Origin of the sequence: Arthrobacter sp. ISL-65, assembly GCF_018613795.1 — a bacterium.
Classification (GTDB): Bacteria; Actinomycetota; Actinomycetes; order Actinomycetales; family Micrococcaceae; genus Arthrobacter.
Genome location: NZ_JAGGPN010000007.1, coordinates 129680 through 144696, shown reverse-complemented (window position 1 = coordinate 144696; position 15017 = coordinate 129680). Strand labels below are relative to the sequence as shown.

The 15017-nt window shown below is 65.6% G+C and carries 8 protein-coding genes and 1 pseudogene; 2 read left to right on the top strand and 7 right to left on the bottom strand.

Features of this window, described 5'->3' with window-relative positions:
- Positions 1 to 31: 31 nt before the first annotated feature.
- Entirely contained in the window at positions 32 to 667 is a 636-nt protein-coding gene (locus tag J7I85_RS03350) for a DUF2461 domain-containing protein (RefSeq protein WP_214846515.1), read from the top strand.
- A 57-nt stretch (positions 668 to 724) separates the two neighbouring features.
- Here J7I85_RS03350 and J7I85_RS03345 read toward each other — a convergent pair whose 3' ends face one another.
- The 5 genes and pseudogenes from J7I85_RS03345 to J7I85_RS03325 all read right to left on the bottom strand — a co-directional run bounded on the left by J7I85_RS03345 (position 725) and on the right by J7I85_RS03325 (position 11192).
- Complete coding sequence (locus tag J7I85_RS03345; RefSeq protein WP_214846513.1) at positions 725 to 2272, bottom strand: amino acid permease; 1548 nt, start codon at positions 2270 to 2272, stop codon at positions 725 to 727.
- A 221-nt stretch (positions 2273 to 2493) separates the two neighbouring features.
- On the bottom strand, positions 2494 to 8001 hold the full coding sequence (locus J7I85_RS03340) for a peroxidase family protein (protein WP_214846511.1): 5508 nt from the start codon (positions 7999 to 8001) through the stop codon (positions 2494 to 2496).
- A 294-nt stretch (positions 8002 to 8295) separates the two neighbouring features.
- Positions 8296 to 8483: pseudogene (locus J7I85_RS03335) on the bottom strand (DUF779 domain-containing protein); the annotation flags it as partial.
- A gap of 109 nt (positions 8484 to 8592) precedes the next feature.
- Positions 8593 to 10038, bottom strand: a complete 1446-nt coding sequence (locus J7I85_RS03330; RefSeq protein ID WP_214846509.1) for an FAD-dependent oxidoreductase — start codon at positions 10036 to 10038, stop codon at positions 8593 to 8595.
- A gap of 155 nt (positions 10039 to 10193) precedes the next feature.
- The gene (locus J7I85_RS03325; RefSeq protein ID WP_214846507.1) at positions 10194 to 11192 is read right to left on the bottom strand and encodes a DNA topoisomerase IB; all 999 of its coding nucleotides are present in this window, start codon (positions 11190 to 11192) and stop codon (positions 10194 to 10196) included.
- A 115-nt stretch (positions 11193 to 11307) separates the two neighbouring features.
- On the opposite strand from J7I85_RS03325, the gene rarD reads away from it, so the two are divergent.
- The gene (gene rarD, locus J7I85_RS03320; protein WP_214846504.1) at positions 11308 to 12384 is read left to right on the top strand and encodes an EamA family transporter RarD; all 1077 of its coding nucleotides are present in this window, start codon (positions 11308 to 11310) and stop codon (positions 12382 to 12384) included.
- A gap of 85 nt (positions 12385 to 12469) precedes the next feature.
- Here rarD and J7I85_RS03315 read toward each other — a convergent pair whose 3' ends face one another.
- Positions 12470 to 13336 (bottom strand): universal stress protein, encoded by an 867-nt coding sequence (locus tag J7I85_RS03315; RefSeq protein ID WP_214846502.1) that lies wholly within the window; start codon positions 13334 to 13336, stop codon positions 12470 to 12472.
- Positions 13337 to 13625: 289 nt separating this feature from the next.
- On the bottom strand, positions 13626 to 14981 hold the full coding sequence (gene gabT, locus J7I85_RS03310) for a 4-aminobutyrate--2-oxoglutarate transaminase (protein WP_214846500.1): 1356 nt from the start codon (positions 14979 to 14981) through the stop codon (positions 13626 to 13628).
- Positions 14982 to 15017: the final 36 nt, after the last annotated feature.

The window sequence follows — 15017 nt, the reverse complement described above, 5'->3', positions numbered from 1 at the left end:
CTAGCCGGGTCAGCTTTCCTAGGCTTCATTCATGAGCACATTCGAGGGCATTCCCGCAGCAGCAACGGAGTTCTATGCTGAGCTGGAAGAAAACAACAGCCGGGAGTGGTGGCAGACCCACTCAGAGGTGTACCACGAGTCCGTGAAAGAGCCCCTGGCCGCACTGCTCGCCGCTCTTGAGCCCCGCTTTGGACCGGGGAAAATCTTCCGGCCCAACCGGGACATCCGCTTCTCGCAGGATAAATCCCCGTACAAGACGGCCCAGGGCGCCTTCGCCTCTTACCAGGAAGGCGTGGGGTTCTACCTTCAGCTCAGCGCGGACGGCCTGCTGGTCGGCGGCGGCTACCACTCACATTCCCCCGCACAACTGGTCCGCTACCGGAACTCTGTGGACGCAGCAGGCAGCGGCGGACAGCTGCAGCGCATCGTCGCCGCCGTCGCAGCAGCCGGCTTCGGCATTGAAGGCGAAAAGCTAAAGACGGTGCCGCGCGGCTTCCCGAAGGACCACCCGCGCGCCGAGTTACTCAAGCACAAGTCGCTGTCCGCGGGTGTTGCCCTGGGCGAGCCAGACTGGCTCAGGTCGTCGGAAGCGGAACGGGAGATCGCCGCCCGGTGGGAACAGCTCCGGCCTCTAGTGGACTGGGTGGGGCGGCATGCCGCCCCCTGACGGCATCAGGGGGCGGCGGTTCAGCGGAACCCGGGACGGCCCGGGTCCGGGGTCGCGCTAAACCTTGCTCAGCTCGTCGCCGTCCCGGTCGCCGAGCTCGCTTGCAGGGCCGTCCACGGCTGCTTTGGCGCCGGCGAACTTCTCGTTGAGCCGGGAGTGACGCTGGCCATAGGCGAAGTAGATGGCAATGCCCACCACCAGCCAGATGCCGAAGAAGATCCAGGTCTCCACGGCGAGGTTAGTCATCAGGTACAGGCACAGCACCGCTGATACGACAGGAAGCACCTTGCCGAACGGGACCCGGAAGGCTGGCTTCAGGTCGGGGCGCTTCTTGCGAAGCACCAGGATGCCCAGGCTGACCATCACGAACGCGGACAGCGTGCCGATGTTGATCATTTCCTCTAGCAGGTCCACGTTGGTGAGCCCGGCAACCAGGGCAACGGCGGCGCCGCAGATGATCTGCAGGCGGGCCGGCGTCGAACGCTTTTCGCTGGTCTTGGACAAGGAGCGCGGCAGCAGGCCGTCCCGGCTCATGGCCAGCACAACGCGGGCCAGGCCCATAAGCAGCACCATGATCACCGTGGTCAGGCCCACGAGGGAGCCGAAGGCGATCACCTTCGCGGCGTCGGTGTTGCCGACCGCCTCGAAGGCTGTGGTGAGTGTGGGGCTTTCCGCCTCGGCGAGCTGCGTGTAGGAGACCATGCCGGTCAGGGCGAGGGACACGAGGATGTACAGCAGCGTCACCAGTGCCAGGCCGCCGAAGATGCCTCGGGGCAGTGTCTTCTGCGGGTTCTTGACCTCTTCTGCGGAGGTGGCCACCACGTCGAAGCCGATGAAGGCGAAGAACACCAGCGCGGCACCGGCGAAGATGCCCATGGTGCCGTACTGCGCGGGGGCGGCTCCGGTGAGGAAACCGAAGAACGACTGCTTCAGAACGTCAGCCGCGCCGGCGTTGGCCGTCGGCTCAGAGGACGGGACGAAGGGGGTGTAGTTGGACAACTTCAGGTAGCTGAAGCCCACGATGATCACGAACACCACCACGGCGATCTTGATCAGCGTGAAGATGTTGCCCACGCGGGCGGACAGCTTGGTTCCGAGCACCAGCAGCACGGTGAAGACTGCCACGATGAGGAATGCGCCCCAGTACAGGTCAACGCCGCCGAGCGAGATGGCAGCCGGTATTTCGACGCCCATGAGGGCGAAGACCTTGCTGAGATAGATGCCCCAGTACTTGGCGATCACCGCGGCCGCCGTAAAGAGCTCCAGGATGAGGTTCCAGCCGATGATCCAGGCCAGCACTTCGCCCATGGTGGCGTAAGTGAAAACGTAGGCGGAGCCTGCCACCGGGATGGCGGTGGCGAACTCGGCGTAGCACATGATCGCCAGGGCACAGGTGACGGCAGCGACCACGAAGGAGACGGTGACAGCGGGGCCGGCGAAGTTTGCAGCGGCCTTGGCACCCACAGAGAAGATGCCGGCGCCGACGGCAACGGCGACGCCCATGATCATGAGGTCCCAGCTGCTCAGGGAGCGCTTCAGCTTGCGTCCGGGCTCATCGGCGTCGGCTATTGACTGCTCGATAGATTTGGTCCGGAAAAGGTTCATTGGAAGTCCACAGTCCTGATAGGGGATGGAAACAGACCTATCAAGTGTAGTGTCCATCCAGTGGACGGCCATATTTGTCCCGAATAATGAGACGGGTGGCACGCAAAACCACGCCCGGCCCTCCTCCGCGCTGCGGCTGCGCGGTGTGGTGGAGGGCCGGGCGTGGGTCATTGGGAGCGAGCTGGCGGCCCTTGCCGGCCGCCAGCTCTGCTTCTACGGGGCTACAAGCCGGCTCCCGTGGTGAACGTCCAGGACCGCGTGACAAACGGGTTCCCAGCGAGGTCACGTACTGCCGATGTCCCACCGGTAACCGTGACCCGGTACTGCGTGTTGGCCAGCAGTGTTCCGGACGGGTTGATGGTCAGTCCCCGGTTGTTCGGGTTGAAGACCATGGTCGCCGGGAATACCGCACCATTGGACACTCGAGTCAGCCGAACAGTCGTGGAGTTGTATCCGGTGATGTTTTCGCTGAAGAACGCCGTCAGGTTGCCGTTCCGTGCCTGCCCCGTGGCCCCTGCTCCCCGGAAGATCGAGGTCAGCGTTGGAGCTGGCCCGGTCGTAAATGTCCAGGTGGTCGGCGCCACTGAGTTGCCGGCGGCATCACGGATGTTGGAAATCGCTGCCGTATAAGTACGGTCGGGCAGGAGTGTTGCGGACGGATTCAGCGTCGCGGTCCTAGTCGTGCTGTTGTAGGTAACCGCTGCCGCCAGCGGCGTCCCCGTCGTGTTGTTGGTTCCGAGCCGCACGGCGAATGTTGAATTACCCACATTTGCCACTGCTTCACTGAACGTTGCCGTCAGATTGGCCGTCTGGTTGACGGACAGTGCGGCAGGAGCGGGCGTCCTGGCAGTGATCGTCGGGGCCACGAATTCACTCCGCGGGGTGACAAGACCGCTACGGGCCGAAGGTGCTCCCGTGCCTGCCGAGTTGATCGCCGAGACATCGAACGTGTAACCGGTGCCGTTGATCAGGCCGGTGATCACCGTGTTCGTCACATTGCCCACCGTGACTTCGCGGGTCGGGGTGGCACCCGTTCCAACGAAGACGCGGACCCGGAACTGCGTGACCGGCGCGCTGGGTACCGCCGCGGGGGCGGTCCACGTCACGGTAGCCTGGGCATTGCCCGCGGTCACCGTGCCGATCGCCGGAGCGCTGGCAAGGACGGGAGCAGACGGGGTGACTGCGTTGGACAGTGCCGAGAAGGCGCTGGTGCCGATTGCGTTCACTGCCCGTACCTGGAACCGGACAGGCGTTCCGTTGGCCAGACCCGGAACCACCAGGCTGGTAGAACCGGCGTCTGCCGTCTGAAGTGCGCCCACCTGGGTTCCGGCTGCGTTGACCACCCGCACCTCGAAGCTGGTGGCGACGCCGCCTGCTGCCGGGATGAAGTTGACCGTTGCCTGGCCGTTGCCGGCCGTTGCCGCGGCGATGACGGGAGCGGCCGGTGCAACAGTGTCTGCGAACACCAGCCGTTCGACGTTCCGCACGGTGTCGGTACCGTCGGTGCCCACGTTGTCGGTCACCGTGGTGGTGGAACCCGCGGAGCCGAGAACGCCAGTTCCACCCGTGGTGGTGACCGTGTAGTCGGCCTCAGCGCCGGTGAACACTGCCGAGTCGGTGCCGCCGGAGCCCGTGAGGATCTCACGGACCGCCACGATGTTGCCCGGGTTCACCGTTCCCGCGAAGACAGCTTCCTGGAGCGTCGGTCCCGTCAGGTAGCCGTTGGCATCCTTCTGGTACCGGCTGGCCATGGCGCTCTGTCCCAACCCTTCAATGCTGGCGCTGCCGATCTCGCTTGCCGGATCGGCCGCGTTGGTACGGACACTAAGGCGAACACCGAAGTACCGGTCGCCGTCGATAATGTCGTTGGCGCCGCGCCCTTCGATAATGTCGCTGCCGCCGCCGCCGAGGAGGATGTTGCCTTCGCCCCAGACGTTCGTACCGGTGAGGAGCGGGCAGTCCTTGGACGCCGAGGCAGCCACAACATCGGATGTCAGCGTCGGGAAGGTCGTCACCAGGTCGCCAAGTCCGGCGATCCGGTCCACACCGGCCTGATCCAGCACGTCGCATCCAATGAACCCGGCGCCACCAACGGCGCTGGGAACCAAATCGTCACCGCGAAGCTTGTCGTCGAGTTTGCCGCCGGAGAGCGCTTCCACCTCGTTGAACTTGTCGCGGACACCGACCGTCAGGATGTCCAGCGGAGGGATCGGAAGGGCCAGGTCAAGATCCTGTGCCTGTGGGTCGCCCTGACCAATCTCCCAGTCGTAACCGGAGGCTCCGGCGACTTTCTCGATGCCGGGACCACCGACGCCGACGTCGTCGCCGCCCTCCATGTCATAGTCGTCGTCGCCGCCCTGACCGACGAGGATGTCGTGTCCGGGCTTCTGGGAATCGTCCAGGAAGAACAGGTTGCCGCTGTCCCCCTGCATGAGGTCCGGCTGGTCGCCGCCCTCTTCCCAGTCATCGCCACTGTCGCCGAACGCGGCGTCAAGGCTCTGACCAAGCATGACGAAGTCGTCGCCGGCTCCGGCAAAGGTCTCATTGGCGTTGGCTCCGCCGTTCGTGAAGTCCTTGCCATCCCCGCCCATGATGATGTCCAGGCCGGGACCGGCGTCGATCGCGTCATTGCCGGGGCCGCCCTTCGGGACGTCGTCACCGGCGAGGTCGGTGATGATGTCGTCACCGTTACCGCCGAGCGCGACGTCGGCGCCGTCACCACCTTCGATGACGTCATTGCCTTCGCCACCCCAGAAGGTGTCGCTGTCGTTGCCGCCGAAGATACGGTCCACGCCGGCGGTGCCGTTGTAGACGCTTTGTCCGTTGATGCCGGAGGGGTCGACTGTGTTCCTTGCACGGTACTTGATCGTGCCGTCGGGCATGCGGATCAGCAGATCTGGCTCACTGCACTCTGAGTCCGGGTCATCGAGCACGGTGTTGCCGTCGGCCGCAAAGCCAGCGGTGGTGCCTGCCAGCTTCTTCAGTTCGAACTTGCAGTCCGATGTGGCGAACACATCGGCCTTCAGGCTGTGCACGTTGGTGTTGCGCATCATCATTTCGGCGAAGGAGTTGCCTTCCAGCTGCGCCCTCAGGTTCATGCCCGGCGTGCGGGCCAGGTAGTACAGGCGGTCGCCGTTCTGCAGGTCCGTCAGCTGGTTCTCAAACACGTAGTTGAACGTGCTGCCCAGCAGTCCGCCAAACACAACCGTCGTCTCCGCGAGACCGCCGACCCAGAGATCGACGTTGTCGAGGCCGGTTATAGAGCTCGTGCCGTTGTTCACCCAGGCGTCCGTGCTGTTCATGAACGCCGCGGCGTCGGTCGGAGCGACTTCCCCTGTGGCGGGGCTGACGATGAGCCGTGCGGCCTCCCGCTTGCCTGCCAGCGTTGTGGCGCCCGTGATGGACGGGTGCTGGCCGTAGGCTGCGACGAAGTTGACGAGGGACTCCGGGTGCTTGAGATTCTCGCCGAAATCGACCCAGCTGATGTAGGGCTTCAACTGGCCGTCATTCGTTTTGTTGAAGATCTCGCGGCGAAGGACGTTCAGCCGCGGGATTCCTTCAGATCGGGCCCGTGTCATGTTGATCGTGGGAAGGTCCAAGGGCAGGCCCAGGAGGTTGTTGCGGAGCGTGTCGGTCACGAACTCATCCAGTTCGTTGCCGGCCTGGTCCGCCATTCCCATGATGATGCTTCCGGCGGCCTCTTCCGAGGTCAGCGGCCCGGCAGCGCCGCCGTTGGTGTACTCGGGCGGGTTGAGGAAGCCGTCGAGCAGCGAGATATCGTTCTGGCTGCCCTTGGTGTCGTCAGAATCACCGAATGTTCCGTTGAGGCCGGCGCCGTCCTCGTTCCTGCGCGAGATCGTTTCGGTCAGCATGGAGTGGCCGAAGCGGTACACCGCGTGGGCGAATTCAGCCTTGACCGCGGGGTTGAGCTCCGTCTGGGTAAACGCAAACGGCTCGAACGGGTTGATCGCTGGCTGCACCTTGCGGGCGAACTCCTCGAAGACCAGGTGCTGGTACTCCATCTCGGTGATGAACCGCGCAGCCTGGAAGAGCCGCTCACCGTTCCAGCCTGCGGCACCTGCAGCCAGCTTCCACTCTGCCAGGGCCTTGACGCCGCTGGCGGACGTATCGGTCGTCAGGACGTTCTCAATGTCGTCGACGAGCCGGTCGTGCTCCGAGTGGAAGATCTGGTGGATGGCCGTCAGGCCAATGTTCTCGTTGACGCGGCCGTCACCGGCGATGAAGTGCGCGTCCAGCATCTCGTCGTCATAGGTGCCGGGGGCCTGGCTGGCAAAATCGGCCGTGGCCGTAGTATTCGTGTCGGGCGTCGGTGCCACCTTCGGGGTAGCAGGGTTGTGGTCCGTGTCCTGCGGAGACGGGTCCGCGTTGTGGGCGATGTCGGTGAGGAACGGGGTGTCAAAGTAGAGCACGTTGGCCGGAACCGGTACGGTCTCGTCTACCGTTGTCGTCAACGGGTCGTCGAGATGTCCCTCGACCATGCCGGTCTTGGTCACGTACTGCGGCAGTCCGTTGGGCCCGGGGATGAACTTGCCGTAAGGGTCCGCGGCGATCATCGGGACGTTCAGGACGTCCTTGTCTTCGAGCCTGAGGCCAAGCTTGGTCGCGGCCTGGGCCTTGGTCGTGGCCCAGGTGGCCATTCCACCGGCCGTCGGGCCGGTAGGACCGCCGAGCAGCTTGCCGGTGGCGACGGGCTTGCCGTCGGCGTTGTCGACGTACTCCCGCACGAACACCTGGTGGGAAGCGTGCGACGTGTAGGTCTGGCTCTGGTCGACCCACGGTGAGTCCGTGTTATTCGCATCCTGGACATCATCCTCGGTACCCAGGACACCGTCCGTACCGGGCTGGTTCTGGCCGCGGGTCAGCACCATGAAAGCCTGGCTGGCGGGGACCTCATCGCCGGTGTTGGCCTTGCCGTCGGGACCAACGGTGCGGAGCGGGTCGTCAGCCTTGAGCGGAACGAAGACGGTTCCGCCGCTCTTGACTGTCTGGTCGACGCCATGGTCGAAGAACTGACCGAACAGCGTGAACATTGAGTTGTAGGGCGGGGAGAGGCCGACGTCGGTGGTCACGTTCTCGATGAACAGCGTGCTGTGGGACGGCACGCAATCTGCGGGCGCGCCGGCGACGGGCGGAGTGGCCAGGGGATCGGGGTCTGTTGTGCAGGGAACGACGCCGGTGTTGCCCTGCGTCCGGACCGGGTTGCCGGCCGCGGCGACGGCTGCCGGGTTGGTGGAAGTCTGGTCCACGATCAGGTTGCTGATCACGCGAGGCTCGGAGTCCACCACCGTCCCCGACTTTTGAGCGTACGACGAGGCGGCCGGACCGCCGAAGGCCGATGCATCTTCGGCACTCGTGAACTTAGGCGTTGTGAGGCGTGGGAATTTCTGGTCAGCGGCGCCGAACGTCTCCTGGCCCGGCTGCAGGTTGTTGCATGACCCGTCGACGGTCCGCAGGCCCGCCGAGATCAGGGGACTGGGGATCTGATCGGGCCCCGTGCCGATGAGGGTGTCACACGGGTGTTCGGGTGAATACGTTGCTGCGTGGCGCTCAGAGATCTTTATCTGCTTCAGAATGAATGCTAGGTCCGAGGCTGTGATCGTAAAGCCTTCCCCCACCGGTGCCTGAACCGCGTTGGCCGCGACCACTGGCAGCCCCATCGCTGCCGGCATCGCCAAGGTGGTGGCTGCCGCTATCATGCGGAAGGACATGGACTGTTTGCTGCGCTTCTTGCGTCGTTGACGCCGGTTTGATGGTGGATCGGTGGGAACTGCAGATCGGCTTTGATCTGCACTCCCGTCTGACTTCCAGGCTGAATGGTTCATGGCACACCTGCCGCTAGGAGGAATGTAACGGTGCCATCGTCCGTGGGCGTGCCCGTGAAAACCTTGGGGGTGCGGCTGGTCGGCCCGCTGAGCCACCCAAATTGGGGGTTCCCAATCGCGGTTAATACGTACAACGCCCGCACGAAGCCCCTTATTTGGGGTCCCCGTCCGGGCGTAACATTATGGAGTTTTGCTGGGCATGCCGGTCTTCACCGGCCAGCCCATGAGCGTGGAGCGGATCAAGAAGCGTTTGCCTTGCGGCGACTCAACGGAAACCCGCTCCCCCGGCCCTCCACCACGTCCACCGTCAGGTGGGTGTGGCTCCAGTAGCCGAACTGTTCCCGGGACATCCAGAACTCCAGCGGCTGCCCGCCGTCGTTAATGCCCCGGGAGCCGCCGCCGTTAGCGGAACCGGACCGTCCGCCGTCGTCCGCGGTAGGGGCCTTCCGGTTGGAGTTTTGCGGGGATCGAGTGCCGTCAGCCGCGGGAAATCTCGATCATATCCTCGCGCGGCACCACTTTGATGCGTTCACGCACGACGCCGTCGAACGCGGCGGATTCCGTCCACGATGCGCCGAGGGCTGCCTCGTGGGCGTTCAGCTTGTTCCAGCCCTCCCACGTGGTGTATTCGATGCCGCGCTCCTCGAGCAGGTCGATGATGGCCTCCGGGTCAGGATTCTGGGCCGGCGGCAGGGTGAGCCGGTCCTCGAGGAGGCAACCGATGGTCTCCAGGGCGTCGCCCTTCGTGTGCCCGATCAGGCCAACGGGGCCGCGCTTGATCCACCCGGTGGTGTAGATGCCGGGGACGGGGTTCCCGTCGGCGTCGAGGACCCGGCCACCGTCATTGGGAATGACCCCGCGCTTGGCGTCGTATTCCAGCTCGTCCAGCGCGGAGCCGTGGTAGCCGATGGCACGGTAGACGGCCTGCACCGGGTAGTCGATGAACTCCCCCGTGCCTTTGACGTTGCCGGTGCCGTCCAACTGCATGCGCTCGAACTTGATGCCGGCAACCTTGCCGGACCCGCCGTCGTCGCCATCGCTCCCGTATATCTTGACCGGGCTGTGCAGGAAGTGCAGGTGCAGGCGGCGCGACGACGGCTGTTCAGCCTCGGCGTGCTCCTCGACGAGCCAGTTGGTCATGGTGTTCACCATGGTCTTGGTCTGATTGTTGCTCCGGATCGCGTCGTCGGAAGCCTCGTCGAATTCGAAGTCCTCCGGGTACAGCACAATGTCGACGTCGCGAGCATGGCTGAGTTCGCGCAGCTCCAGCGGGGTGAACTTCACCTGGGCGGGGCCACGGCGGCCGAAGACATGGACGTCCGTGACCGGCGAGTTCTTCAGGCCCTGGTAGACGTTGTCCGGGATCTCTGTGACGAGGAGCTCGTCGGCGTGCTTCACGAGCATCCGGGCCACGTCCAGGGCCACGTTGCCGTTGCCGATGACCGCGATTTCCTTGGCGTCCAGCGGCCATTCGCGGGGAACGTCCGGGTGGCCGTCGTACCAGGACACGAAGTCGGCGGCTCCAAAGGAGCCCTCGAGGTCGATGCCGGGGATGTCCATATCGGCGTCCTTGATGGCACCGGTCGAGAAGATGACGGCGTCGTAGAAGGCACGGAAGTCGTGCAGCGTGAGGTCCCGGCCATAGGTGACGTTGCCCAGGAACCTGATATCTCCGCGGTCCAGGACCTTATGCAGGGCGTTGACGATGCCCTTGATGCGGGGGTGGTCCGGGGCCACACCGTAGCGGATCAGGCCGTACGGTGCCGGGTAGGCCTCGAAGAGGTCGATGCTGACCTCGAAGTCGCCGTCCTTGACCTCGTTGGACTTGGTCAGGATGTCCGCGGCATAGACGCCTGCAGGTCCTGCGCCGACGATCGCGACGCGGAGCGGGCGCTTGGCCGCGGATTCAGCTGTGTTGGACACCGTAAGCCCTTCCGGAACGGGAGACCGCGCCCCACCGGCGCGCAGTTTTCAATTCTAATTGTCCGCCCGGCCGGGCGTCCCACCCGTGACGGCGCACGGCGGTGCGTGACGGCTGGCGGCCCCGGTAACACGCCACACCACGCCGGCCCCGCCCCTCAGCCGCTCTTGCGCAGGGCTACCACGTCGCCCTCGCGGTACAGCAGTGCCCGCAGCTCCGACTCCGCCGAGTCCAGGCGCTTGGGGTCTATGGTCTCCCCGGCTGCGAAGTGGTCCAGCAACCGGGGGTCAACGTAGCTCTTGCGGGCGATCGACGGTGTATTGCCCAGCACTGCTGCCGCCTCCATCATGGCGACGCTGATGGCACGCTTCCGCTTTGCGTCGGTTTTCTGCGGCCCGCTCCGGGCCAGGCTGACGGCGGCCGCGACGGTGCCGCGCAGGGTCCGGAAGTCCTTCGCGGTGAAGTCGTCGCCCGTGCGTTCCTTGACGTAGCCGTTGATGTCGGCGCTGGTTACCGGGTGCCACGACCTGCCGTTCTTGTAAGCCAGCAGCCGCGCGTTGCTGCCGCGCCGCTTGAGGGCCTGGGCCAGAGGCGCGAGGTCCGGGTCATCGATGCGGGACTCCCAGGTTTTGCCGCTCTTGGCCGGGAAGCTGAGCTGCAGGCATTCCTTGCGGACACGGACGTGGGCACAGAGCAGGGTGGCGAGCCCGTGGCTGCCGTTTTCGTTCGTGTACCGCTCTGACCCCACCCGCAGGGAGCCGCTGTCCAGCAGCCTGAAGGCCGCGGCCAAAACGCGCTCGCGGGTGACGCCGTCGGACCGCAGATCCATGGTGACCAGCCGGCGGGCGGTGGGCAGCGACTCGGCGAGCTGGAGCGCGCGGTTAAATTTCACGCGGTCCTTCCGTTCGCGCCACTCCGGATGGTAGATGTACTGCCGGCGGCCCACCGCATCCAGCCCCGTGGCCTGGATATGCCCGTTCTCGAAGGGCGCTATCCACACGTCGGTCCAGGCGGGCGGAATGCCGATGCTTTCCAGCCGGTCCCGGACCGGACCTGGCGGCAGCGTGGAGCCGTCCAGGTCCCTGTAACTGAACCCGGCGCCCGCTCGCACCCTCCGGTAACCGTGACCGGAGGCGTTACTGTGTCGGAGCCTCATCGGGCCGGCGCCCGGCGGTGAGTCGTACTCATAATGGCAAGCCTACTGACTAATTCGTTTCAACAGGCAGCTTTTGGCTCGGGCCAGACGGAATACCGCTCCTTAAGATGGTGTTATGGGTCTTGTGCCTAACCCCGACGGATCTGTCTCCTCCGCTGTCCCGACTGCCCCAACACCTGGCGCCGCGCCCTCGGGCGTGACCGGCTCCGGCATACCCGCTGGCGCCCCGCAGGCCGGCAAGCCTGGGGCACCCAAGGCGGTGGACAAGGAGACGACGGCGGGAATCCTGTTCGGCATCGGCGCTTACGGCCTGTGGGGGCTGCTTCCGCTGTACTTCTTCGTTCTGCAGCCCGCCGGTGCCGTGGAAATCGTGGCCAACCGGGTGGTCTGGTCCCTGATCTTCTGTGCCCTCCTGATCACGGTGACAAGGGCGTGGCGCGTCCTGGGCGATGCCCTGCGGAACCGCGCCATCCTCGGAACCTTGGCGCTGGCCGCCGGCCTCATCGCAGTGAACTGGCTGACGTACACCTACGGCGTCACCACCGGGCAGGCGGTCGAGGCCTCACTTGGCTACTTCATCAACCCGCTCGTGTCCGTCCTCCTCGGCGTGTTCGTCCTCAAGGAAACGCTCCGGCCGCTGCAGTGGGCCGCCGTCGTAATCGGTTTCATCGCCGTCGGGGTGCTCACGGTGTCCTACGGGAAACTGCCGTGGATCGCCCTGACCCTGGCCGTCAGCTTCGGCCTGTACGGCTTCGTGAAGAAGCGGGTGGGGCCGCGTGCCGACGCCATCACCAGCCTTACCGTGGAGACCATCGTCCTCACGCCCCTGGCCGCGGCCACGATGATTTTCCTCGCGGCCAGCGGCACTGCCTCGCTGACAACCCACGGACCCGGGCACTTCTGGCTGCTCCTGGCGTCCGGCGTCATCACGGCCGTGCCGCTGGTGTTCTTCGGCGCCTCCGCCCGCCGGCTGCCCATGACCACCATCGGGCTGCTGCAGTACTTTGCACCCGTGCTGCAGTTCATCGTTGCACTGGTGGTGTTCCGGGAAGCAATGACGCTGGAACGGTGGATCGGCTTCGGCGTCGTGTGGCTCGCCCTGCTGATGCTCACAGTGGACATGCTGGCCGCGACGCGTAAAAGCTCAGCGGCCAAGCGGCTCGCCCGCAGGGAAGCGCGAACGGACACTTAGGCCCCCGCCGCGGGGCCACAACTGTCCGTTCGCACCGGAGAAGGGGGCCACAACTGTCCGTTCGCGCTCAGAAGGGCAGGACCGATCAGGGGGCCGAGTCCTCGCGGTCGTAGTCGCGCGGCACAACCACCATGGGAACCGGCAGCGCGCGCAGCACCTTGTTGGCCGTGCTGCCCAGGAACATGCGGTTCCTCTCTGCCAGGCGCGAGGAGCCCACAATGAGGATCTCGCCGTCGTCCCATTCGAGTCCGTCGATGGCTTCCTCGATGGTGCGGCCATGGGCCACCGCGACGCCGACCTCGTGACCGGCGGGTACCTTCCCCGATGCGGCCGTCAGGACGGTGTTCGCGTGGATGTGCGCGGCATTGATGGCCTCCCCGGCGTCACCGGCGGCGTCGAGTTCCACCAGCGACACCAGCCGCAGCGGCACGCCCCGCCGCTTGGCCGCCCTGATCGCAGTCTCGATGGCAGCCTCGGCGCCGGCCCTCTGCCCCACGGCCAGCGTCAGGCGGGTGACAGGTGCTGTCCGCTGGTAGCCGCGCGGCGCGAGTGCCACCGGAACCGGTGAGGCGTGCAGCAGCGCGTTGGCCACGGACCCCACGGTGTAGCGCTTGAACAGGCCGGCGCTGGCGGCGCCCACGGCGATGAGTCCCGCCTCGAAGTCCACCGCCGCATCGATGAGCCCCCCGGCGAAGGAATCGGCCTCCCGCACATGGAATTTCGCGGGCAACCCCTGCGGAACGAGGGCCAGGCCCTCCCGTTCTGCCGTCAGCACTTCCTGCTCCGCGGCGCTGACCCGGCTGCCCTCCGGGTTTAGGGCCACGTACGGCGTGCCCGGCTTCACCACATAGACCAGATCCAGTTCGGCGGCCTGGGCAAGTGCCAGTGACGTGGCCAGGGCGACGGCGTCCGCCCCCCGCTCAGTGGGTGTGTAACCGACTACGTATCGCATGCTAGAGCCCTCTTTGGGTAGTGCAGACCGGCGCCCGGATCGCGGCGGCACTCACCGGCCTGCGGCGTGAAGTGCAGTGGTGAGGATGACTCTACCGCGGCGCTCGCGCCGGTGGGCGGGAACGCAACGGGAGTACGACGACGGCGAGAACGACGGCGGGCCGGGCACCTTTTGGTACCCGGCCCACCGTCGTCGTACGGCCCCAGCGCGAACGGACAGTTAGGGCCCCGTTTGGGTCCCGGCGAGGGGCCTCAACTGTACGTTCGCGCTAAAAGCACCAGAAATGGAACTACGCGTTGGCTTTGATGGCCGCGGCGAGTACTTCCAGGCCGTCCAGCAGCAGTTCGTCGCTGATCACCAGCGGCGGCAGCAGGCGGATGACGTTGCCGTAGGTTCCGCAGGTCAGGATGATGACGCCTTCCTTGAGGCAGGCGGCAGCAACGGCCTTGGTGAGCTCAGGGTTGGGTTCCTTCGAACCGGCCTGGACCAGCTCGATCGCGAGCATCGCACCGCGGCCACGGATGTCGCCGATCACCGAAACCTCAGTTGCGAGTTCGCGCAGCTTGCCGAAGGACAGTTCCTCGATGTGCTTGGCGCGGGCATTGAGGTCGTACTCCTGCATGGAGCCGATGGAGGCCAGTGCGGCGGCGCAGGCCACCGGGTTTCCGCCGTAGGTGCCGCCGAGGCCGCCCGGGTGGACGGCGTCGAGCAGGTCGGCGCGGCCGGTGATGGCGGACAATGGCATGCCGCCGGCGATGCCCTTGGCCATGGTGATGATGTCCGGAACGATGCCCTCGTGGTCCACTGCGAACCATTCGCCGGTGCGGCAGAAGCCGGACTGAACCTCATCCGCGATGAACACAATGCCCTTTTCCTTGGCCCAGGCGGACAGCGCCGGCAGGAAGCCTTCGGCCGGGACAATGAACCCGCCCTCGCCCTGGATTGGTTCGATGATGATCGCGGCCACCTGGTCGCCGCCGATCTGCTTTTCAATCATGGTGATGGCGCGCTTGGCGGCCTCGGCACCGGTGATCTCCGGGTTTTCTTCACGGAACGGGTAGCTCATGGGCATGCGGTAGACCTCGGGCGCGAACGGGCCGAAGTTGGTCTTGTACGGCATGGCCTTGGCGGTCAGCGCCATGGTCAGGTTGGTGCGGCCGTGGTAGGCGTGGTCAAAGGCGACGACGGCGTCCCGGCCGGTGGCCAGGCGGGCCACCTTGATGGCGTTTTCCACGGCTTCGGCGCCGGAGTTGAACAGGACGGTGCGCTTCTCGTGGCTGCCCGGGGTGAGCTTGTTCAGCTGCTCGGCGACCGCGACGTAGCCCTCGTAGGGGGTGACCATGAAGCAGGTGTGGGTGAAGTGCTCCACGGCCTCCTTGACGGCACCGACGACGGCGGGATCGGACGCGCCGACGCTGGTCACCGCGATGCCCGAGCCGAGGTCGATGAAGGAGTTGCCGTCGACGTCATGGATGATGCCGCCGTCGGCGTCTGCGACGTAAACGGGAACGCTGGAGGCGACGCCGGCGGCGACCACTGCCTTGCGGCGTTCGGTCAGGGCCACGGACTTGGGGCCCGGGAAGTCGGCCTGGACGCGGCGCTTCTGCTCGAGGCGGTAGGTGATTTCGTTGGCGGTGGTGGTCATGGGGTTTCTTTCTTTACTGAAATGGGGGTTTCGGCG